Here is a 22,120-nt window from a genome sequence, read left to right on the forward strand (position 1 = left end):
TGGTAATTTTTATAAAATAAACTGTATTTATGATATTTGTAAGAGGTTGACAAGCACACATCGAAAAAGTATATTTATACATGTAGTAAAGTCGGGTGTTTATTCAAATATACTTATCGAGGTTACTTACAATGAAAGTAGGATTTATTGGAGCAGGAAAAGTCGGCAATACTCTTGGAAAGTACTTTGAGCAAAACAATATTGAACTGACGGGGTATTTTGATACTGATATATCCGCCGCAAAGGAAGCTTCGGATTTTACAATGTCGGTGGTATATACATCATTAGAGGAGCTTGTTAAATTAAGTGATATTATTTTTATTACAACCACTGATAACGCTATACAATATGTATGGGAAGACATAAAAGAACTAGCTATTGAAGGCAAAATAATCTGTCATTGCTCAGGAGCCTTGTCTTCGGATATATTTAAGGGAATTGGCAAAAAAGGAGCATTTGGTTATTCTGTTCATCCTCTTTTTTCCTGCAGCAGTAAAACTTCCTCATATAAAAAGCTATATGATGCATTGATAACAATTGAAGGAAGCCGAGCTCGACTACAGGAAGTTGAAGAATTATTCAAAAGTCTTGGCAACAGTACCAGAATAATTGATTCATCACAAAAAATTATATATCATGCTGCTGCTGTTTTTGCCAGTAATCAGGCCATTGCTCTTGCCGGGCAGGGAATAGACCTTCTGAAGAAATGTGGTTTTACCCGGGATGAAGCTATAAAGTCCATTCTTTTTCTAATGGGTAATGCAATTGAAAATATAAAAAAACAGGGATTGGAAGAAGCGTTAACAGGGCCTGTGGAGCGCAATGATATAATGACTGTACGAAAGCACCTTCAGGCTTTATCAGAAGAAGAAAAAAATATATATATTTCGTTATCCAGTAAATTAGTAAAAATAGCTAAAATAAAGAACCCTGAAAAAGATTATATTGAATTAGAAAACCTTTTAAGGGGAATTTGAGTAAATAACGGGGGCGTTAATGGAATGACGATAGAAGAAAATAGAGTAAAAAATACGGCTGCGTCTATTCAAAATCAGAAAAGAATAGGCGATAAAATTAGTATGCTAACAGCATATGATTATTCTACAGCAAAATTGATGGATGAAGCAGGAGTTAATTGCATTCTTGTTGGGGACTCCTTGGGAATGGTTATGCTTGGATATGAAAATACTTTATCAGTTACTATGGAGGACATGATACACCATACAGCGGCAGTAGCAAGAGGAAGTAAATATGCATTTATTGTTGCAGATATGCCGTTTATGTCTTATCATACTTCTGTTTATGATGCTGTTGTAAATGCAGGAAGATTAATAAAAGAAGGAAATGCTCATGCAGTAAAACTGGAAGGTGGTAAGGAAGTATGTCCACAGATAAAAGCAATTGTAGATGCAAAAATACCTTTAGTAGCACATTTAGGTATGACACCCCAGTCAATAAATTCTTTCGGTGGTTTTAAAGTACAGGGAAAAGATGAGGCAGCAGCCATGAAATTAATTGATGATGCCAAAGCTGTTGAAGCTGCCGGTGCAACTGCTGTTGTGCTTGAATGTGTTCCAGCAGAGCTTTCAAAAATTATTACAAATAAGCTTTCTATACCAACAATCGGAATAGGTGCAGGAAAATACTGCGACGGGCAGGTTCTTGTTTATCAAGATATGTTGGGTATATATTCGGATTTTACTCCCAAATTTGTGAAAAAGTACGCTAATATAGGTTCGGATATGAAAGCGGCATTTAGAAGATATATTAGTGAAATAAAGGATTCAACTTTTCCAGAACAAGAACATTCTTATAGCATAGATGCAGCGGTTATTGAAAAGTTGATTTCGGAGGATAAGGTATGAAAGTAGTTAAGACGATAAATGAAGTAAAAAATATAGTAAATGATTGGAAAAAACAAGGTTTATCAATCGGCTTTATTCCTACTATGGGATATTTGCATGAAGGCCATGGAAGCCTTATTATAAAAGCTCGTGAAAATTCAAAAGTAGTTGTAAGTATTTTTGTTAATCCCATGCAGTTTGGACCTGCAGAAGATTTGGACAAGTATCCCAGAGACTTGGAAAAGGATTCAAAATATTGTGAGGAGTTAGGCGTAGATTTAATATTCAACCCTGAACCGGAAGAAATGTATCCTGAGGGCTTCTGTACTTCTGTGAATATGTCAGTTCTTAGCGAGGAATTATGCGGGCTTAGCCGTCCAGTGCATTTTACGGGAGTATGTACTGTTGTAAATAAGCTGCTCAATATTGTTAATCCTGACAAGGCTTATTTTGGAGAGAAGGATGCACAGCAGTTAGCTATAATAAGGAGAATGGTAAAGGACTTAAATATGGATGTTGAAATTGTTGGTTGCCCCATTATCCGAGAAGAAGACGGTCTTGCAAAAAGCTCTCGAAATACTTACTTAAACAGTGAAGAAAGAAGAGCTGCATTAGTATTAAGTAAATCAATTTTTGCAGGTAAAAAAATGGTTGAAGAAGGTTGTAGGGAAGTAGATGTTCTTTTAAAGAAAATGAAAGATATCATAGAACGGGAGCCATTAGCAAGGATAGATTATTTAAAAGTTGTAGACGCAATGACAATGCAGCAGGTTAATACCATAGACAGACCTGTTTTGGTAGCAATGGCGGTTTATTTAGGAAATGTAAGACTAATCGACAATTTTTCTTTTATACCCGAATAAATAATTTCATTGATATTAATTGATATTATAAGAGGTGCATGAATGAATATTACATTATTAAGTGGAAAAATCCATAGAGCTACAGTTACACAGGCGGAGTTAAACTATGTAGGAAGTATTACCATAGATGAAGAACTCTTGGAAGCGGCGGGTATTATGGAATATGAGAAAGTTTGCGTAGTAAATATTAATAATGGCAAAAGACTGGAAACATATACGATTGCAGGAGAGAAGGGTTCAGGTGTGATTTGTCTAAATGGTGCAGCTGCCAGATACGCGCAAATAAATGATAAAGTTATTATCATGGCTTATGCACAAATGACCAGGGAAGAGGCTCAGAATCATAAACCTAATGTAGTATTTGTTGATGATAATAATCGTATAACATGTAAAACAAATTATGAAAAGCATGGCCAGATAGTAGAATAATGATTTAGGCCGTTTACATTTACGTTGATTTTGGTATTAAGTTACATGTTTGGAAATATTTTAAAATATTGAAAGATAACCCCCTTATTGAATAAGGGGGTCTCTTTTTGGGATATGTCTAAGGTCATTCAAATTCCGAATAACCCATTGCATTATAGTCTGGGGTTGAAATGGTAACTTTTATTTTAAGATTATGGTCTTTTTGAAATTGAATGAGAGCCTCTTTCAAATCGTCCTCATATATACCTGATTCATAACCATTAAAATATCCCAATTGTTTTAGCCTTTCTTGAACTGCCAGAACATCTGCCCCTCTGTCTCCAGGTTTCAAGTTTCTGAATCCCATTCCAAAGGGCCCGAATGGACCGTTGCGAATAACAACAGCTGTCCCCAATGGCACTAGATTATATAGCTCTTTTATGTCCCTATTATACATACGTATGCATCCATGACTTGCAGACCTTCCAATTGATGCTTCATTTGTTGTACCATGAATACCATAATTACCCCATCTGACATTTAAGCCCAACCATCTTCCACCGAATCCCTTTCCCCATTGGCTCTTTTCAACTATTTTCCATTCTCCTATTGGAGAGGGCCATCCTGGTTTTCCTGATGAAATAGGATATTTTTTTATACATTTATCGCTTTCAAATAAATAAAGTGTTTTTTCATCTATATGTATCAATATCAGAAATTGCTGTTGGTTATTTGCTGCATGCCTTGTGAAATTCCCTTTAAAAACACAAGTATTAGCTGCAAAAAAGAGAGCAATGGATAGTATAAAAATTGCAATGATATAGAATATTTTGTTCCTTTTTATCAAGATAAACATGATTAACCTCCCTCTAAAGAAATATATGCTGAAATGTTTAATGTAAGAATGGGAGTCTGAAATATTAGTAATAACCACCACTGCATACACATTAATACAAATGCACATAATATTGAAATAAAACATACGAATGAGTGGTTTATAATGGAAAAAATAAGTAAGAACCAGCTATTCTGTTTGATAATGATGGGACAAATTGGAAGCACCAATCTATGGGCCTTAGGCATTGAAGCTAAAAGAGATGCCTGGATTGTTGATATAATTTCAACAATTGCCGGAATGGGCTTGGTCTGGTTGTATACATCAATATATAGTAAGTATCCTGAAAAAAACATTGTGGGAATAACCCAATCTATTCTTGGTAAGGTCTTGGGATGGCCATTGGGATTTGTTTATTTTATGATATATACTTTTAATGCTACCCGAACAACAAGTGAATTTGCTGATTTAATAAATGTTACATTTTTACAAGATACACCCAATTTTGTAATACAGATTATCTTTTATATAGCAATTATTTACGTTCTTTTTTTAGGAATAGAGACTTTGGGGCGTATTGCTGAAATAATATTTCCAATAGTTATGTTCTTAATAATATCTATTTATATTATGATAATTGCATCAAAACAGATAGATATGAAAGAGCTGCTGCCTGTATTTCAAGATGGGTACAAACCTATATTAAAGGCTTTTTATCCAATAGGAATTAACTTTCCTTTCGGTTTGGTTTATGTTTTTTTTCAGTTCTGGAAGTATAATGGCTCGGTACAGGAAGTAAAAAAAACAACTTACTGGGCACTTATAGTGACAGGGATTAATCTGACAGTTTCTTTAATAATAATGGTTACAACATTGGGTACTAATTATACTTCCAATGCTACAATACCATTTCTAGAGGTAATCAAACTTATTAGTGTCGGCGATATAATTACTAACCTTGACGCAATAGGAGTTATTCTGGTATTTATGGGTGGATTCTATTTAACCATATTTTTTTACTATTCGGCAGTTTTAATCTTTTCAGAATTATTTAATATAAAAGATTACAGATGGGTGCTAATTCCATTGGCTGTTTTCATTATGTGGTATTCAAAAGTATATGAGCCAAATTATCCGTTTCATGTAAAATACCTAGTACCCCAGTACTGGCAGCAATGGGTACCAGTTAGCAATGTAATTCCCGCTATGCTTTTATTAATATTTCATCTTAAAAAATACTGCAATAAGAATCTAAATATTCAAAACAATAAAAGTTAGGAAAGAAGAAGAGAAATATGATAAAGTTTATCACTAAAATAATAAATGACACAATAGAGACAGGGATAGGACAAAGTATAATAGCATTTTCGGCATGGGGATATGCTTTTCTTTTAGTAGCGGTAGCTTTGTACTATGCGGTACTATCCCTGATAAAGTTGATTTTTGGTAAGAAAAACTAAAGGCTTCTTTACTTATCAATCTTTTTAGCATTGAGTGGTTTTAAAGTTAGTCCGGTTCTGTTGAGACAAGTATCTACTTTAAGTGTATATGATACATTTGGGAATATTTCATCATTCCATTTATTTTTTATTTTACTCCAGGTTTTAGGGTACTTTATTTCAAAAGCTCTTCCAAAACCTAATACATCTGTTTTCATATTTTCCTGTATATTCTTTATTGTTTTATCAGTTAAAAGTTTTATATAATTTGAAAATTTGTTGTTAATTTGCTCAAATAGCTGTAGGTTAGTCACATCTAGATCTTGATCGACTTCGGTCATATTTCCTTCTGCTTTTATTGAAATATTGAATAATATATTACCTTTATCATTTATGGAAGGTTTGATAGAACATTTAATTTTTATCAGTTCAATTGTAACTTTACTGCTGGAATTATCCTTAAGTGCTTCTACATTGATGGATGTCTTGCTGCATTTACCAATCAAAATATTCAGACCAAGAGTTTCTTTGTAATCCAGAAAGCCTACTAGTTTATCTTTCTTAAATAATGCTGCTCCGTTAAGTTCTAAACCTTTGCGCTCTTCCGGCTCTGTTCCTTCTATAGGAACACTTTTAACATTAATTAACTTAAAAACACCGGTAATAGGGTTTTTTCCTTCACCGGGCATTGTCTTAATAAAATCAATTACTTTTGAGACTGCAGAACTTGAATCTATCTTTTGAGATTTGAGTATGCCTTCCATGTAGTTTGCCTGTATTTTTTCAAGGCCATGCTTAACACCAAGTACTTCGGCGGCTTTACAGTCAGAAGTAACAACAAGCCATGTTGTTTTTCTTAATTCATGACTGCGGGTTATAAAATCAATAGTGTCTCCAAGACCTTCTCGTGCATAATCCTCACCAACGACTATTACTTTAATATGAGAGAAAAAGCTTCTTCTGTCAAATTCTTTTATTGTTCGTCTGATTGCTTCAAATATTGAGTCACCTGACGAAATGACCAACTCGTAAGGAGGTTCGTTTCCACCGCCTTGCTTTTCCATGGCTGCAGGACGTACTATTTGACTTGTTAATTGAACTCTGCCGTCTGCTCCTTTATCAAACCCTATAGCCATTGCAATACCCAATTGATTCAGCTCTTTGCGATCCCAGCAGCCTGTCAGGAGCATTGAAAAAAAAGTAATGATAAATATTACCACAACAGTTTTTTTATTCAATAGTTTTTTCCTCCTTTCTTCTTATTAGGCTCATTAGGTTTATTAGGCATCTGTTTTGATGCTTGCCTGCCAGACTTTTTCCAGGTAATAACTTTAGGTCGATTTCTCATAATCCAGAGAGGAAATCTGATAATGCTGTCTTTCATATCGCTCCAATTTATGGGAGCTAGAGGTGACATAAATGGAGTTCCGAAGGTTCTAAGAGAACACATATGTGCCAATATACAGAACATACCTACAATTACGCCAAAAAGTCCAAAAGCACTGCTAATAAAAATCATAGCAAATTTTAGAATTATTATTGCATCATAAATTGAAGGGAGTATAAAGCTTGTAATAGCAGACAAAGCTGTGATAATAACCATGGGGGCACCGATTATTCCTGCTTCAACAGCGGCTTGTCCTATAACAAGAGTTCCAACAATACTTACTGCAGTACCAACAGCTTTAGGCATCCTTATTCCGGATTCACGCAGTAGTTGAAATATAATTTCGCTTATAAGTGTCTCAATTAGAACAGGAAAAGGAATTCCTTCTCTGGCAGCAGCAAAAGTTACAAGAAGGACAGTAGGGACCATTTCCTGATGGAATGTGGTAAGGGAAATATACACAGCAGGAAGGGTAAGGGTTACAAATAATGCAAGAACCCTTAGTATCCTCACCAAGTTAGTCAGGTACGGTCGGGAAAAATAATCTTCAGGTACCTGGAGCGACTCAACAAAAGTATAGGGTACTGTCAATACAATAGGTGTTCCTCCGCACAAAATTGCAACTCTTCCTTCAAGGAGTTTTGCACAAACCTTGTCTGGCCTTTCACTGTTTCCTATTGTTGCAAAAGGGGATAAGGGATTATCTTCAATAAACTGCTCAATATAACCGGATTCCAGTATGACATCGGTATCTATACGGTTTATTCTGTCACGTACTTCTTGAATAACCTTGTCGTTGGCAATACCCTGAATGTATGCAATACAAACGTCAGTTCTTGTTTGCTTTCCTACTACAAGAGTTTCAAAAATTAGGTTAGGGTTTTTAATTGTTTTACGTATTAGAGAAGTATTAACCCTGATTGTCTCTACAAAAGACTCTCGTGAGCCACGTATAACAACCTCAGTTTCTGGCTGTTGAATACTTCTGCTTTCTCCACCTTTTGCACTTACGGCAAATCCTTTTTTACATCCGTCTATAAGCAGAAGTGTATTACCTGATAAAATTGTGTCTATGGCCTCATCCATGTTTTTTACTTCTGTTGCTTCCACTATATTTAGTATGTTTTTTTGTATATCATCAAATAGGTTCTCTTTGTCCACAAGTTTACCGTGGGGGTCTGTAATATGGATGTTAACCATAAGAGATTTAACAACATACTCAAGTATCAGCTTTTTATCTCCCAATCCGTCAATAAAACCGATTAGAGCTTTAGTCTGATGCTTTACACCAAAATGAAATTCTCTAAAAATAATATCATCACTTTTGCCTAAGATATTTTTTAACCTCTGGGCATTTTTATCCAAAGAATAATCAAAGTCTTGCTGACCGCCCACATAAGATACTTTATCAGGTGAAGGTGTGTTATAATCTTTTTGCTTGCTTTTCACATCTTTAACAAATTTTATAAATTTAGATAGTTTATTAATCAAAGCATTTACCTTCCCAATAAAAATTATTATTATTAAATTATTATTTGGTTTTATTCGTTATTCTATGTAACTTTAAACGTGGGAAAATTTATGGTTTTCTACGTTTTTGAGACTCATTTTTTCCTTTTTCTCTTACTTGGATAAATTGCTCATTTTCATATTTTTTAAGAACTTGGGTTAAGTGTTCGGAATGCTCTTTTTCATCATCAATTATGGACTGTATTGCTGTTTTTATATCTTTGTAGGAAGAATAGGCCTCAATTTCTTCCTCATAAAGGATTACGGCTTCCAATTCTCCCTTAATATCTTCTCTAATATTATTAAGGATTATCTGCTTGTCATAAGATGGATTATATAATTGCATGGTGGATTTGGGTTTATGATAATCTTCGTGTTGTTCTAAAGAAGCTTTATATTGGACAGGGTCATACTTTCTCAGAAGGTTGAGAACAGTTTCATAGTGTCTTTTTTCATCCTGCATTATATGATACCAGACTTCATTTACATTTATCATGTTGGAATTAGCAATGTGGTTTTGGTATCCGTTTATTGCTATTAATTCTGCAATCATTATTTCTCTCAGTCGGTTGGTAACTTTACGTGCAGTACCTTGAGGCTGACCAGATGGATATGTATAACTCATTATTACCTCCATAAATATGTAAAAGGGAATACTGTTTATATTCTATGTTTTTCATTTGTATTTGGTGAAAAATTTTTCAAATCAATCTTGACATTTACGTAGCGTAAAGGTGTATATTTATCCTGTCAGGAGGTTTAAAGCTATGGAATACACAATAAAAAAACTGGCTCAATTAGCCGGTGTAAGCACAAGGACACTTAGGTACTATGATGAGATAGGCATTCTCAAGCCGGCGAGAATAAATTCATCAGGATACCGTATTTATGGTCGGAAGGAAGTAGACAGACTTCAGCACATTTTGTTTTATCGGGAACTGGGTGTGGAACTGGATAAAATAGGAGAATTTGTGAATAATCCTGCTTACGACTGTATTTCTGCTTTACAAAACCACCGAGAAAAGCTTTTAGAAAAGAAAAAGCAGCTAGAGCAGTTAATTAATACTATTGATAAAACAATAGCTGCTAATGAAGGGAGAATTAAAATGACAGATAGAGAAAAGTTTGAGGGCTTCAAGCAAAAGATTTTGGATGAAAATGACAAAAAATATGGAGAGGAAATTCGTGAAAAGTACGGGGAAGACACTGTGAATCAATCATACGATAAATTAATGGGGATGTCAGAGGAACGATATAAGGAATTTGAAAAACTTACAGAACTTGTCTTAGATACATTAAAGCAAGCCTATAAAACGGAAAATCCGGCAGGGGAGCTTGCACAGAAAGCCGCTGACCTGCATCGTCAATGGCTTAGCTTTTCCTGGCCTAGTTACAGCGGTGAAGCCCATGCTGGGCTTGCGCAAATGTATGTAGATGACGAAAGATTCAGAGCATATTACGATAAGGAACAACCGGGTATGGCAGAATTCTTGAGAGATGCAATTCTTATCTACACCGGGAAAACAGACAAATAATAAATAAACGGGGGTGCTGCAAAACAGAAAGTTTAATACCTGTACTTGCGTACAGGTTAAGAATATAAGAAATAGTTTTGCAACAGCCCCGTTTAAACTACCTCAATGCTTTATTGAGGTTTTGAAGGCCTTGATATTTCAGTGAGAGTGTCGGCAACTTCAGTGTCATATTTAGCATCGGTTGCCACATCACCTAGTGCTACAATACCTACAAGGTTGTTATGATCAACAACGGGTACTCTTCTTATCTGGCTGTCAGCCATCATTTTGGTAACTTGTGACATTTCCATGTCAGGGCTGACAGAAGTTATACCGGTTGTCATAATTTCTCTTACAGGTGTTTGCTGTGGATTTTTACCTACAGCAATGTTTCTAACAACGATATCTCTGTCAGTTACTATACCTACAACACTTCCCTTGTCACAAACAGGGATTGATCCTACATTATGCTGCTGCATTAATTTTGCAGTGTCAACAATAGAAGCATTTGGTTCAACATAGGTTACATTTGTAGTCATTATATCTTTTACTTTCATCGTAATCATCCTTTCATAATGATTTCAAAATTATTGTTTCCGAAAGGAATGATTAAAGTCGTGGAAATTTTTTTATTTAAAATATTTCATATTTTCATTTATATACTGTTCGGCAGTGTAGGCTGCGGAAGCTCCGTCAGCAGCAGCCGTAATAATCTGTCTCAGGTACTTTTCACGCAAATCTCCGGCTGCGAAAACACCTGGAATATTGGTTCTCATTCTATCATCTGTTATAACATAACCATCCTTGTTAAGTTCTACCTTATTCTTTACAAGTGAGGTATTGGGATTTAAACCAATTGCTACAAACAAGCCATCTACACTTATGGAATTTAGTTTTCCTGTTTTAACATTCTTAATTTTCAAGCCTTCAACACCAAATTTACCTTCAATTTCTTCTACTACAGAGTCCCATAAAAACTCAATTTTTTTGTTGCAACATAGCTCGTTTTGAAGGAGCTTTGTGGCTCTCATTGCATCCCTTCTGTGAATTATATAAATTTTGGGACAGAATCTTGCCAAATAAAGAGCATCCTCGGCAGCTGTATCACCGCCTCCAACAACTGCAACTGTTTTTCCGCGGAAAAAAGCACCGTCACAAACAGCACAGTAGGAGACGCCAGAACCTCTTAATTTCTCTTCATTTGGCAAGCCAAGCATTTTGGGCGATGCTCCCATACAAAGAATTATTGTTTTACTTTCAAAAGTATTGTTTTTAGTTTTTACTTTTTTAATATGTGAATCCAGATCAAGCTCAAGTACTTCATCATTTAATACTACCGTACCGAATTTTCTTGCCTGTTTTTCCATTCTCAATGCAAGGTCGGAGCCTCCTATAGGTTCTTCAAAGCCGGGGTAGTTTTCCATTACATCAGCTGTAGCCATTTGTCCGCCTGAAAACATTTTTTCAATAACCAGGGTGTCAAGTTGTGCCCTGGAACTATAGAGAGCAGCTGTATAACCTGCCGGACCTCCGCCTATTATTATAACGTCATTCATAACTATGCCTCCAAGAATAAATGTTATATTATATGAATTCCCAAACTAAAATAAAATAAAACACAAAAAAATACTACTTTTCATATAAATAATTAGAAGTACTATTACATAGATAGAGAGTGCATATGTTTTGTCCAAATTTTCTTTATTCTAAAGAACCAAGACCTCCACAACCTGATAATCCATCATTTGAAGAACGTCAGACTATGGCAAAATATGCATTATACAGAACTTGCCATCTGGAAGACTATGGCAATATTTTGAATGCATTTTCACCATCTGAGAATATTACATCCATAGCCAAGCCTGGTCACTTCAAAGGAAAAAGTGTGGGCATTATAGGCGGAGGCCTTGCAGGAATGGCTGCAGCCTTTGAACTTCGAAAGCTTGGATTTGATATTACAGTATTAGAGGCATCAGAGGAGCGGATAGGTGGTAGAGTTTATACATATTATTTTGATAGAGAAAAAAAACTTTATGGCGAACTGGGGCCTATGAGAATACCTGTCAACCATGAGACTGTTTGGCATTATATCAATTTATTCAAGTTGAATACAAGACCATTTATACAAAGTGACCCGGGTACCTTCATATATCTTCATCAAAGAAGAGCAAGAAATGATCCTTACGGAAAAAATGTTATGAAGTACATTTATCCTACTTACGACCTTACCTCATGGGAAGCAAAAACACCGTGGCAGGAATTAGGTTATTACGGTATAGAAGCGCCTGTACTTGAAGCACCTCCGGCTGCAAGAATTGAAGTAATTCAGGTAAAACCACGATACAGCAGGCAGTTGCTTTTCTGGGACAGCCTTAGTACTAGACAGATGTTTGAATATAAAAACCTCAGTCAGGGTGCCATTAACCTTCTCTCAAACCTATTTCCGGTAGCAGGAGAGTTACTGTATCACAATTATGTGGATTTAGTACAGGAATACTTCCCTGTGAACTTCTGGTTTCTGTATGAAATAACAGGAGGAATGGTAAATCTACCTTTAGCATTTCATAGATCATTTACAACTAATTCCCCTTGGGAGTATTATCCGGATATACCGGCTGAACTTCTTGGTAAAGTTACATGGAAGCAGGGAATAAAGGTAAAAGGAATATATAAATGCCTTGAAAACGGCAAAGTAACCCTAGCATATGACAGCAAAAAACTCATGGAAACAGGGTATGAGAATTTTGATTATATTGTATGTACAGTTCCATTCTCTGTTTTAAGAACCTTTGAAATAGCCCCAATGTTCAGCAGTTTAAAAATGCAGGCAATAAAGGAAGTAACCTATACTAACGCCCAAAAGACTCTCCTTAACTGCAACAAGAGATTCTGGGAAGAGCAAGGGATATTTGGAGGCGGTTCATATACAGATCTGCCTGTAACTGGTATATGGTATACTTCTGGTCGAGGACAAAAAAGTACGGAAGATGTACCCGGTGTAATTGTTGGCTCCTATAATTTTAACCTGGATGCTGTAAGGTTAGGTAATATGACTGACGAGGACAGATTTGAAAAAATAAAAAGAAATGTTGAAGAAGTCCACGGATTTTCTAAGGGATATCTCAATGATATTGCTACAGACTTTAAAACACAGGTTTGGGATAATGATCCTCTTTTTAGAGGAGCATTCTGCTATTTTACACCACAGCAGAAAAAATTATTTTCATGGGCAATGACTTTGCCAGAATATGGGGATAGAGTCTACTTTGCAGGTGAACATGTATCTGCAATACACAGATGGCAGCAAGGGGCGCTCAAAAGCGGTATGGAAGCTGCAAACGCTATAGCACGTACAAATCTGTATACACGCTAATCACAATTACCGTTTTATAATTTAATTAGGTGGTATACTAAATAATAGATAGATTTTAAACAATATAGGATAGAAAGGAATAAATTGTATGACTGAAGAACAAATGCTTGAAAAAAAGGTATGGGCTGTAGTAGGTGCAAATCAGGATCCTGAAAAGTATGGAAATAAAATATATAAGAAGTTGAAAAATAGCGGATATGAGGTTTATCCTGTCAACCCAGGATATGAGACTGTAGAAGGGGACAAATGTTATAAGGACTTATCTTCCCTTCCCAAAAAACCAGAAGTAATTGATATGGTTGTTTCACCTAAAATAGGGAAGAGTGTCATAGAAGAAGCCGCAAAATTAGGTATCAAAAACATATGGCTTCAGCCCGGAACATATAATGATGAATTGTTAAAAAGAATTAACGAGCTTGAACTTGATACAGTTATGGCTTGTGTACTTGTAGCTTTGAGATAGAAAATAAATAAAGGGAGTTGTTGTAAATTAAGTTTTATATTTCTTAACCGTACTTAAGGAGTATAAATTATATCAATGGAAGCAATCATTGATATAATTTTATACGTAAGTACAGGTGGTAAGAAAAAACTTTCTGTTTTACAACAACTCCCTTTTACATAAAGCATTTCAATGAAAATGAAAAAATAGTATAATTAAGACTATAGCAGCTTTATTATAAAATATTGGAGGGCTTACATGTCAATAAAATATCAGGATATGGCAAGAACTGGTAATACTAAACTATCGAGATTTGTAGCATCTGTTTCAGTTATACTATACTTTTATTTTTTAATCGGAAGTTTTATAGGCTCAATACCAATAGTATACGCTTTAATCAAAAATAGAGATGCTATTGTGGATTTAACTTATTCAACAGATGTTTATGCATTTATGGACGAATATGTAAACCCTTTTACAAACTACATATTTACCAATTTTACAATTTACTTTATGTTAGCGGGTTTATTTATAGCAATAAAGTTTATACATTATAGGACCTTTACTTCACTTATAACAACGAAAAGAAAAATCCAGTGGAGCAGATTCTGGATAGGTTTTTTAGTTTACGGCGGGCTTTCTGCTGTCGGGGCTGTAATAGATTATTTCTTATCGCCTGAAACTTATTCAATCAGTTTTGATGCGTCAAAATTCTGGATTGCTTTGCCTTTTATTCTTATTATGACACCCTTACAGGCAGCTACAGAAGAATTTGTTTTCAGGGGATACGTAATCCAAAGCTTCGGACTTAAAATAAAAAACGGTATACTGCTTGCGGCTATATCGGGTTTTATGTTTACGCTTCCGCATCTTATGAACCCTGAAGTAACCGCCTCAAGCACAACAGGTGTTATAGATACTGTTTGCATGGTTTTGAATTATTTTGTTGTTGGAATGATTTTTGCTATGGTTACAATAAAAACAAATTCTTTAGAGGCAGCAATAGGAGCTCATGCGGTAAACAATCTTATAGCATTTTTGCTTTTGGGGTATCCTGATAATGCACTTTCAACAAATACAGTATTTTACACATCCACTTTTAACCCGACAGGAAGTCTTATATCGGTAATAATTACAGGTTTTTTGTTTTACTTTATTACAGGATTTTTAATAAAAGAGCCAGTACAGACCGAAGAAGACTTCAAAATTACTTGTTAATAATACATAGGAAAAGGATGAAGTTATGAGTCTTCAATTTATTTATGGAAGGTCAGGTTCGGGGAAATCTTTCCATTGCTTGAATTCAATAAAAATTAAACAGAATATGGACAGCAGTAAAAAACTTGTCCTCCTTGTACCGGAGCAGTATACATTGCAGGCAGAACGTGACTTAATAAAGGTTCTCGGAACAGGAGGAATTTTAAATACTGAAGTGTTGAGTTTCAGGAGAATGGCCTATAGGGTTCTGAATGATGTTGGCGGAATTACATATCCGCATATACATCCTGCCGGAAAAAACATGATTATATATAGGATTCTGGATAGATTAAAGGAAGAATTTACTATATTTTACAAATCTGCCAATTGTAAAGGGTTTGTAAATACTTTGTCTACACTGATAACCGAGCTTAAAAGGTATAACGTAAAGGCGGAAAGCTTCGATGGAGTTTTAGAAGAACTTACTGAGGACAATTATCTTGCACACAAGCTAAAGGAAATAAAGCTCATTTACGGTGAGTTTGACAATATGCTTGAGAATCGCTACAGAGATACCGATGATGAATTGACATTACTATCATCTAAACTTTACTGTACAGAAATGTACAGTAAATCGGAAATTTGGATTGATGGTTTTGCAGGATTTACTCCTCAGGAGATTGATGTAATATCCAAGCTAATGCAACAAGCAGAGAATGTTTATATAACTATATGTACCGATGTACTTTTTGACGAGGTAAAGTCAGATTCTACGGATGTTTTTGCATCAGTAAAGAGATCTATTAAGAAATTTGTAAGTATAGCGGAAGCATGTGGGGTTAAAATACTTCCGCCTGTGGGCCTGAACAAGGCAATTCTGCCCAGGTTTAAAGACAGCAGAGAACTACAAAGCCTTGAAGCAAATTACTTTTCCTTTCCGTATAGGGCTTATCAGCAGCCAACAACAGATATAGAGCTTTTTGAATCAGTAAATATTTATGCTGAAATTGAAGAGTGTGCAAGGGATATAATAAGGCAATGCCGTGACAATGGTATGCAGTTTAAGGACATAACCGTTGCTACAAGAAATCTTGCAGGATACGAAAATCTTATAGAAGTAATTTTTGAACAGTACAACATACCATGCTTTATAGATTCCAAAACTGAAATATCAAATCATCCTTTGGTAAGGATGGTGCTTTCAATGCTGGAGATATTTACTGAAAATTGGTCCTATGAAGCGGTTTTCAGATATCTTAAGTCAGGACTTACTGGAATAGATGATACAAAGATAGACTTATTGGAAAACTATGTTCTGGCCTGCGGGATTAGGGGCAGTCGTTGGACTCAAGAGGAGGATTGGAATACAAGTATTGAATTCAAACCTGATGATAAACAGAATCCTGAAAATGATGAAATGCTGCTGCAGGTAAATATGACTAGAAACGAAATAAGGGAACCTCTTTTGCGTTTTCGAAACAGAACAAAGGGTAGAAGAACTGCAGGGGATTTTTGTACCGGAATTTATGAGTATCTAGTTGAAATCGGTGTAGAAGAAAGAATACGTAACTATATAGACAGTTTTTCAAAAAGTGGCCAGTTAAGGCTTGCAGGGGAATATCAGCAGGTCTGGAACATACTCATGGATGTTTTTGATCAGGTTGTAGAAGTAATGGGAGATGAAACCTTTGGGATTGAAAAGTTTGCCAATGTATTCAAAATAGGACTGGCAGAATACAAGATTTCATCTATTCCAGCATCACTAGACCAGGTTTTAGTAGGAAGTATTGAGCACTTAAGAAGCCACGAAATAAAAGCTCTATACATTCTGGGAACCAATGACGGAGTATTTCCTTCCTCAGGGATAACAGAGGGCGTTTTGTCGGATGCTGATAGGGAAGTACTTAATAAAAGTGGCATTGAACTTGCCAGCGATACAAAATCCAGAGCTTTTGATGAGCAGTACCTTATATATAGAACATTGACTACACCAAAAAACTTCTTGAGAATAAGCTGGCCAATTGCCGACCATGAGGGAAGAACAATGCGTCCTTCCATAATAATATCAAGAATGCGGAAGATATTTCCCAATATAACTGAAAAAAATAATATATTAAAACCTTCTGAGGACAAGGAGAATATTGAATTAATAGTATCACCTATACCAGCATTTAATCAGTTGGTTTCTGTGCTAAGACAGAAAAATGAGGGAATAGAACCGGGATATATGTGGAAGGAATTATTTGCATGGTTTTCAAGTCAAGAAGAATGGAAGCAAAAGTGTGATGCAATGATAAGGGCATTGAAATATAGAAATGTAGCTGTTCCAGTGGATAAGTCAAAAATACGTGAGCTGTACGGGAATAACCCTTACTTTACAGTTTCAAGACTGGAAAAGTACACTTCCTGTCCCTTTGCATTTTATGTACAGTATGGTCTGGGAGCAAGGGAAAGAAAGATATATCGGTTGAGTCCACCGGATGTTGGAACATTTATGCATGCTGTCATAGAAAGATTTTCAAAAATGGTGGATGAAAACAACTATTCATGGAGAGAATTTGACAAACAATGGTGCAGTGATGAAGTTTCAAAAATAGTAGATGAGCTTTTAGGTAATATGAAAAACACCATACTTGGAAGCTCAAAAAGGTTTAAGGCCCTGGCTGTAAGACTAAAACGAGTTGTTACAAGGGCTGTGTGGCTTATTGCGGAGCATATACGCCGAAGTAGTTTTGAACCCATGGGCTACGAGGTTGAATTCGGAGAGGGTGGAGAATATCCTCCCATAGTCATTGAATTAGATTCAGGTGAAAAGATTAAGCTTGTTGGCAGAATTGACAGAATCGATACTTTAAGTACTGATAACGGAAAATATTTGAGAATAGTAGACTATAAATCCGGTGAAAAGGATTTTAAACTCAGTGATGTTTATTATGGTCTTCAAATGCAGCTTATTACCTACTTAGATGCTTTATGGGAATATTCTGAAAAGAGTGGCCAAAAGGCCTTGCCGGGAGGAATTCTGTATTTCAGAGTTGACGACCCAATGATAAAAGGTACAGGTAGCAGTTCACCGGAAGAAATAGAAACAGCCATAATGAAAAAGCTAAAAATGAAGGGGTTGCTCCTTGCCGATGTCCAGCTTATTAAATATATGGACAATGCAATTGAAGGGAACTCTATCATTATTCCTGCAAGGATAAATAAAGGAGATGTTTTGGGAAGATCCTCTGCTGCTACTATAGAACAATTTACAGTATTAAGAGGTTTCGTAAAGCAGATTTTGAAAGACATGTGCAGTGAACTTATGAAGGGGAATGTTCCTATAAGTCCATACAAAAAAAAGAAAATAACTTCTTGTAGCTACTGTAATTATTCATCAGTATGCCAGTTTGATCAGAGCCAAAAAGAGAACAGTTTTAGAATGCTCCATGATAGAGAAGATGATGATATTTGGAAACTTATGGATGAAATTAGTGAAAAAGACAATTAATGAATGTACGTAAAGGGGAACAATAGATGTCTGAAACCAAATGGACAAAAGAACAATATGCCGCTATAACTCAAAAAGACTGCAACTTGCTTGTGGCTGCAGCAGCAGGTGCAGGTAAAACCGCCGTGCTTGTTGAAAGGATAATAAGAAAAATTACAGATGAAGAAAATCCGGTGGATATAGATACGTTGCTGGTAGTAACATTTACAAATGCTGCTGCTACAGAAATGAGGGAAAGAATAGGGGCAGCCATATCCGATGCAATAGAAAAGAATCCAGAATCAAAAAATATTTCAAGACAACTTGTACTTCTTAATAAAGCTTCTATTACTACAATTCATTCCTTTTGTCTGGAGGTTATAAGAAGCAACTTTCAGAGTATTGAAATAGACCCTGCTTTCAAGATTCTTGACGAGACAGAAGCTTCTCTATTAAAATCTGAAACCTTGAGTGAGCTGTTTGAAGAAATTTATGAAAATGTTGAGGAAAACCAAGATTTTCTTGATTTGTTGGAATCCTATGGAGGTAACAAAGATGATGAGAAGATTCAAGACATGGTTCTGAGTATTTACAGCTTTGTCCAGAGTTATCCATGGCCGGAAAAATGGCTTGAACAACAAGTGGAAAGTTATAATTTCGACGGTACCAATGACTTTGGAGAAACACACTGGGGCAAAATCCTTCTAGAAACCAGTCTTATGAAGCTTGAAGGTCTCAGAGATATTATGAATGAAGCATGTGAAAAAATTAAATACGCAGTGGGATTAGAAAAATATCTGCCTGTTTTTGTTGAAGATAAGGATAATCTGAATAGGCTTATAGAAGCATGTAAAAAAAGTATAAAATGGGATGAAATGTATAATTACATCAATAGCTTTGAATTTCCAACCCTGCCTAGGTGCGGAAAGGATGCTGATAAATCAGTACAGGAAAGTGTAAAGAAAACAAGGGATGAATTAAAGTCAGTAATTACCGGCCTTAGAAATGAAGTTTTTTTCATGAAGTCGGATGAAATAGCTTCTGACCTAAAAGAAATGTTTCCTATACTGATATGTGTTTCAAAATTGGTTATGGATTTTGGCAGACGATATTCACAGAAAAAGAGTCAGAGGGCTTCTGTTGATTTCAATGACCTTGAGCATTTTTGCCTTAATATATTGGCAGAAACAGATAATGACGGGAACATACGTCCAACAAAAATTGCCCAGTATTACAAGGATAAGTTTTCTGAAATATTAGTGGATGAGTATCAGGATAGCAATTTGGTTCAGGAAATTATAATCAATATGATTTCAAAAGAGGATAAAGGCAGCCCTAACGTATTTATGGTAGGAGATGTAAAACAGAGTATATACAGGTTCAGACAGGCAAAACCAGAGCTTTTTCTTGAAAAATATGATAATTACTCAATTGATGAGGGCAGCAGTTACAGAAAAATACTGTTGTTTAAGAATTTCCGAAGCAGAAAGGACGTTGTTGACGGAATCAACTATATATTCAAGCAGATAATGTCCCAAAAAGTTGGAGAGCTTGATTACAATGAAATAGAAGAACTGAATCCCGGAGCTGACTTTCCTTCATGCCAAAATGAAAAAACAGCAGCAGGAGGAGCTATCGAGTTGCATTTGATAGAAACCTCAGCCGGAGATAACAGTGTGCAACCAGAAAGTAGTGAACCCATGGATGAACAAGATTCAGAGGAAGAAGAAATACTTGATAATATACAGAAGGAAGCTAGAATGGTTGCAAACAGAATAATTGAGCTGTTTCAACCAGACGCAGACGGAAAGAAATTTGTTGTATATGATAAAAAACTTGGGGCTTACAGGGATATTAGGTTTAATGATATAGTAATACTGCTAAGAACTACCAGGAACTGGACTGAGGTATTTTCAGAAGAACTTGCCAAGTCGGAGATACCTGTTTTTGCAGATACAGGAAGCGGATTTTTTAAAACACCAGAAGTACAGGTAGTATTGTCGTTGCTGCAAATAATTGATAATCCTTATCAAGATATTCCTTTGCTGTCAGTGCTAAGATCACCAATATTCAATTTTAGCACGGATGATTTGGCAGAAGTACGCCTTGTGAATCGTAATGCTTCCATATACGAAGCCCTTAAAGAAGTGGCAGCGCAGGACACAGAGGTATCAAAGAAGTCTTCTGATTTTTTGCAAAAGCTTGCAAAGTGGAGAGAAATGTCACTCTATATGTCCACTCACAAGCTCATATGGCAGCTATATGATGAGACAGGATATTTTAGCATAGTAGGAGCAATGCAAGACGGTGAAAGAAAACAGGCTAACTTGAAAATACTTTTTGAACGTGCTTTACAGTTTGAAAATACAAGTTACAGTGGGCTTTTTAACTTTATAAGTTTCATAGACAAGCTAAAAACAAACAAAGGCGATATGGGCAGTGCAAAGGTTCTTGGAGAAAACGACAACGTTGTCAGGCTAATGAGTATTCACAAGAGTAAGGGATTGGAATTTCCTGTTGTATTTTTGTGCGGCTGCGGGAAAAAGTTCAATATGCAGGATATGTATAAAAGTGTTTTACTGCATCAGGAATTGGGTTTTGGGCCTGACTTTGTTGATTATAGAAAGAGAATAAAGTATCCTTCTATTCCAAAGCAGGCAATTGCTCAGAAAATAAGAGTTGAAACCTTGTCAGAGGAAATGAGAATACTCTATGTAGCAATGACAAGGGCCAGAGAGAAGCTGATAATAACCGGGGCGGTTAATAATATTGAAAAATCGGCGTTAAAATGGTTGAATACAGCACAGAGTAACGGTGATAAATTCCCGGCCAATAACATGCTTAAAGCCCAGAATTATTTGGATTGGATATGCCCTTCAATAATGAGACACAAGGATTCCGAAATTTTAAGAAAAGCGGCAGGGGTTGGTGTAGACTATAGCGGGCCAGTTATTTCAGATGAATCGTTTTGGAAGATAATTCTTGCCAATCATAAGGATATTGCTGTGACAAAGAAGCTGGAGTTAGATAGCAAGGGCAGTGAAGACATATTAAAGTGGCTTCAGCAAAAGGATACTTGTGACAATGAATATGCCGGTGAAATTCACCGTCGCTTAGACTGGAAATATGTTTACAGGGATTTTGCACAAATACCTTCTAAAATAACCGTAACAGAGTTAAAAAGATATTTTAATCTTAATAATGATGAAGAAAACAGTCAGCCGGAATACAGAAACATTATCATAAAAAAGCCAGCATTTATGGAAGAAAAGAAAGGGCTAACTCCTGCAGAAAAGGGAACTGCCATGCATTTTGCAATGCAGCATCTGGATTTTCACAATGAAGATATTTCCGGACAGATTGAAATAATGGTAAAGAAAGAACTATTAACTGAAATTCAGGCAAAAAGTATAGATATAAGGAAAATATCTGTTTTTATTAATTCATCCATAGGAAAAAGGATGCTAAAGTCTAGTAAAATGCACAGAGAGGTTCCATTTAACATTGAATTGGATTACAAGGAAATCTATCCTCAGCTGACTGATGTGACCGGCTATCAAGATAAAATACTGCTTCAGGGTGTTATTGACTGCTATTTTGAAGAGGATGATAATCTCGTTCTTATTGACTATAAAACCGACTATGTGCCTAACGGTGATATTGAGGTTATGAAGGAAAAGTACAAACTGCAGATTTCTTATTATTCAAGGGCGTTAGAAATGTTGACTTCAAAGCAAGTTAAAGAAAGATACATTTATTTATTTTCAACAGGGGACATAGTAAAAATGTAAAAAAAGTTTTAGTAATATTTTACCCGAATTATTGTATTAAATTAGT

Annotated in this window: 18 protein-coding genes; 12 read left to right on the forward strand and 6 right to left on the reverse strand. The window is 35.6% G+C overall.

Annotated elements, in window-relative coordinates; all coding sequences use genetic code 11:
• Positions 1–131 precede the first annotated feature (131 nt).
• From K412_RS0117485 to panD, 4 genes are read left to right on the forward strand one after another with little or no spacing between them, the layout of a single operon-like run.
• Complete coding sequence (locus K412_RS0117485; RefSeq protein ID WP_024834279.1) at positions 132–977, forward strand: Rossmann-like and DUF2520 domain-containing protein; 846 nt, start codon at positions 132–134, stop codon at positions 975–977.
• A gap of 24 nt (positions 978–1,001) precedes the next feature.
• The gene (panB, locus tag K412_RS0117490; protein ID WP_024834280.1) at positions 1,002–1,865 is read left to right on the forward strand and encodes a 3-methyl-2-oxobutanoate hydroxymethyltransferase; all 864 of its coding nucleotides are present in this window, start codon (positions 1,002–1,004) and stop codon (positions 1,863–1,865) included.
• Positions 1,862–2,707, forward strand: coding sequence for a pantoate--beta-alanine ligase (gene panC / locus K412_RS0117495; protein WP_024834281.1), 846 nt, complete (start codon positions 1,862–1,864; stop codon positions 2,705–2,707). Before panB ends, panC begins: the two co-directional genes overlap by 4 nt.
• A 42-nt stretch (positions 2,708–2,749) precedes the next feature.
• A complete protein-coding gene (gene panD / locus K412_RS0117500; protein ID WP_024834282.1) occupies positions 2,750–3,136 on the forward strand; it encodes an aspartate 1-decarboxylase in 387 nt (128 codons plus the stop codon).
• Positions 3,137–3,260: 124 nt separating this feature from the next.
• On the opposite strand, the gene K412_RS0117505 is transcribed toward panD, so the two are convergent.
• Positions 3,261–3,971, reverse strand: coding sequence for a L,D-transpeptidase family protein (locus K412_RS0117505; protein ID WP_024834283.1), 711 nt, complete (start codon positions 3,969–3,971; stop codon positions 3,261–3,263).
• A 144-nt stretch (positions 3,972–4,115) separates the two neighbouring features.
• On the opposite strand from K412_RS0117505, the gene K412_RS0117510 reads away from it, so the two are divergent.
• A complete protein-coding gene (locus tag K412_RS0117510; RefSeq protein WP_024834284.1) occupies positions 4,116–5,228 on the forward strand; it encodes a GerAB/ArcD/ProY family transporter in 1,113 nt (370 codons plus the stop codon).
• A gap of 17 nt (positions 5,229–5,245) precedes the next feature.
• Positions 5,246–5,410 carry a hypothetical protein gene (locus tag K412_RS22415; RefSeq protein WP_157833851.1) on the forward strand — a complete coding sequence of 55 codons (165 nt, stop codon included), beginning with the start codon at positions 5,246–5,248 and terminating at the stop codon, positions 5,408–5,410.
• Positions 5,411–5,418: 8 nt separating this feature from the next.
• On the opposite strand, the gene K412_RS0117520 is transcribed toward K412_RS22415, so the two are convergent.
• The 3 genes from K412_RS0117520 to K412_RS0117530 all read right to left on the reverse strand — a co-directional run bounded on the left by K412_RS0117520 (position 5,419) and on the right by K412_RS0117530 (position 8,910).
• Positions 5,419–6,627: a Ger(x)C family spore germination protein gene (locus K412_RS0117520; protein WP_024834285.1), complete on the reverse strand. Its 1,209-nt coding sequence runs from the start codon at positions 6,625–6,627 to the stop codon at positions 5,419–5,421.
• Positions 6,624–8,267 (reverse strand): spore germination protein, encoded by a 1,644-nt coding sequence (locus K412_RS0117525; protein ID WP_024834286.1) that lies wholly within the window; start codon positions 8,265–8,267, stop codon positions 6,624–6,626. The genes K412_RS0117520 and K412_RS0117525 overlap by 4 nt, the downstream gene beginning before the upstream one ends.
• An 88-nt stretch (positions 8,268–8,355) precedes the next feature.
• Positions 8,356–8,910, reverse strand: a complete 555-nt coding sequence (locus K412_RS0117530; protein ID WP_024834287.1) for a demethoxyubiquinone hydroxylase family protein — start codon at positions 8,908–8,910, stop codon at positions 8,356–8,358.
• A 142-nt stretch (positions 8,911–9,052) separates the two neighbouring features.
• On the opposite strand from K412_RS0117530, the gene K412_RS0117535 reads away from it, so the two are divergent.
• Positions 9,053–9,820 (forward strand): MerR family transcriptional regulator, encoded by a 768-nt coding sequence (locus K412_RS0117535; RefSeq protein WP_024834288.1) that lies wholly within the window; start codon positions 9,053–9,055, stop codon positions 9,818–9,820.
• 110 nt (positions 9,821–9,930) lie between these two features.
• On the opposite strand, the gene K412_RS0117540 is transcribed toward K412_RS0117535, so the two are convergent.
• Both K412_RS0117540 and trxB read right to left on the reverse strand, forming a co-directional pair.
• Positions 9,931–10,356 carry a CBS domain-containing protein gene (locus K412_RS0117540; protein WP_024834289.1) on the reverse strand — a complete coding sequence of 142 codons (426 nt, stop codon included), beginning with the start codon at positions 10,354–10,356 and terminating at the stop codon, positions 9,931–9,933.
• A 72-nt stretch (positions 10,357–10,428) separates the two neighbouring features.
• On the reverse strand, positions 10,429–11,355 hold the full coding sequence (gene trxB, locus K412_RS0117545) for a thioredoxin-disulfide reductase (protein WP_024834290.1): 927 nt from the start codon (positions 11,353–11,355) through the stop codon (positions 10,429–10,431).
• Positions 11,356–11,480: 125 nt separating this feature from the next.
• Between trxB and K412_RS0117550 the strand changes: the two genes are divergently transcribed.
• The 5 genes from K412_RS0117550 to addA all read left to right on the forward strand — a co-directional run bounded on the left by K412_RS0117550 (position 11,481) and on the right by addA (position 22,074).
• On the forward strand, positions 11,481–13,172 hold the full coding sequence (locus tag K412_RS0117550) for a flavin monoamine oxidase family protein (RefSeq protein ID WP_024834291.1): 1,692 nt from the start codon (positions 11,481–11,483) through the stop codon (positions 13,170–13,172).
• Between the two features lie 88 nt (positions 13,173–13,260).
• Positions 13,261–13,635 (forward strand): CoA-binding protein, encoded by a 375-nt coding sequence (locus K412_RS0117555; RefSeq protein WP_024834292.1) that lies wholly within the window; start codon positions 13,261–13,263, stop codon positions 13,633–13,635.
• 237 nt (positions 13,636–13,872) lie between these two features.
• Positions 13,873–14,832 carry a CPBP family intramembrane glutamic endopeptidase gene (locus tag K412_RS0117560; RefSeq protein ID WP_024834293.1) on the forward strand — a complete coding sequence of 320 codons (960 nt, stop codon included), beginning with the start codon at positions 13,873–13,875 and terminating at the stop codon, positions 14,830–14,832.
• 25 nt (positions 14,833–14,857) lie between these two features.
• Entirely contained in the window at positions 14,858–18,304 is a 3,447-nt protein-coding gene (addB, locus tag K412_RS0117565) for a helicase-exonuclease AddAB subunit AddB (RefSeq protein WP_024834294.1), read from the forward strand.
• Between the two features lie 26 nt (positions 18,305–18,330).
• On the forward strand, positions 18,331–22,074 hold the full coding sequence (gene addA, locus K412_RS0117570; protein ID WP_024834295.1) for a helicase-exonuclease AddAB subunit AddA: 3,744 nt from the start codon (positions 18,331–18,333) through the stop codon (positions 22,072–22,074).
• Positions 22,075–22,120 lie beyond the last annotated feature (46 nt).

Origin of the sequence: Ruminiclostridium josui JCM 17888 (assembly GCF_000526495.1) — a bacterium.
GTDB classification, from domain to species: domain Bacteria; phylum Bacillota; class Clostridia; order Acetivibrionales; family DSM-1351; genus Ruminiclostridium; species Ruminiclostridium josui.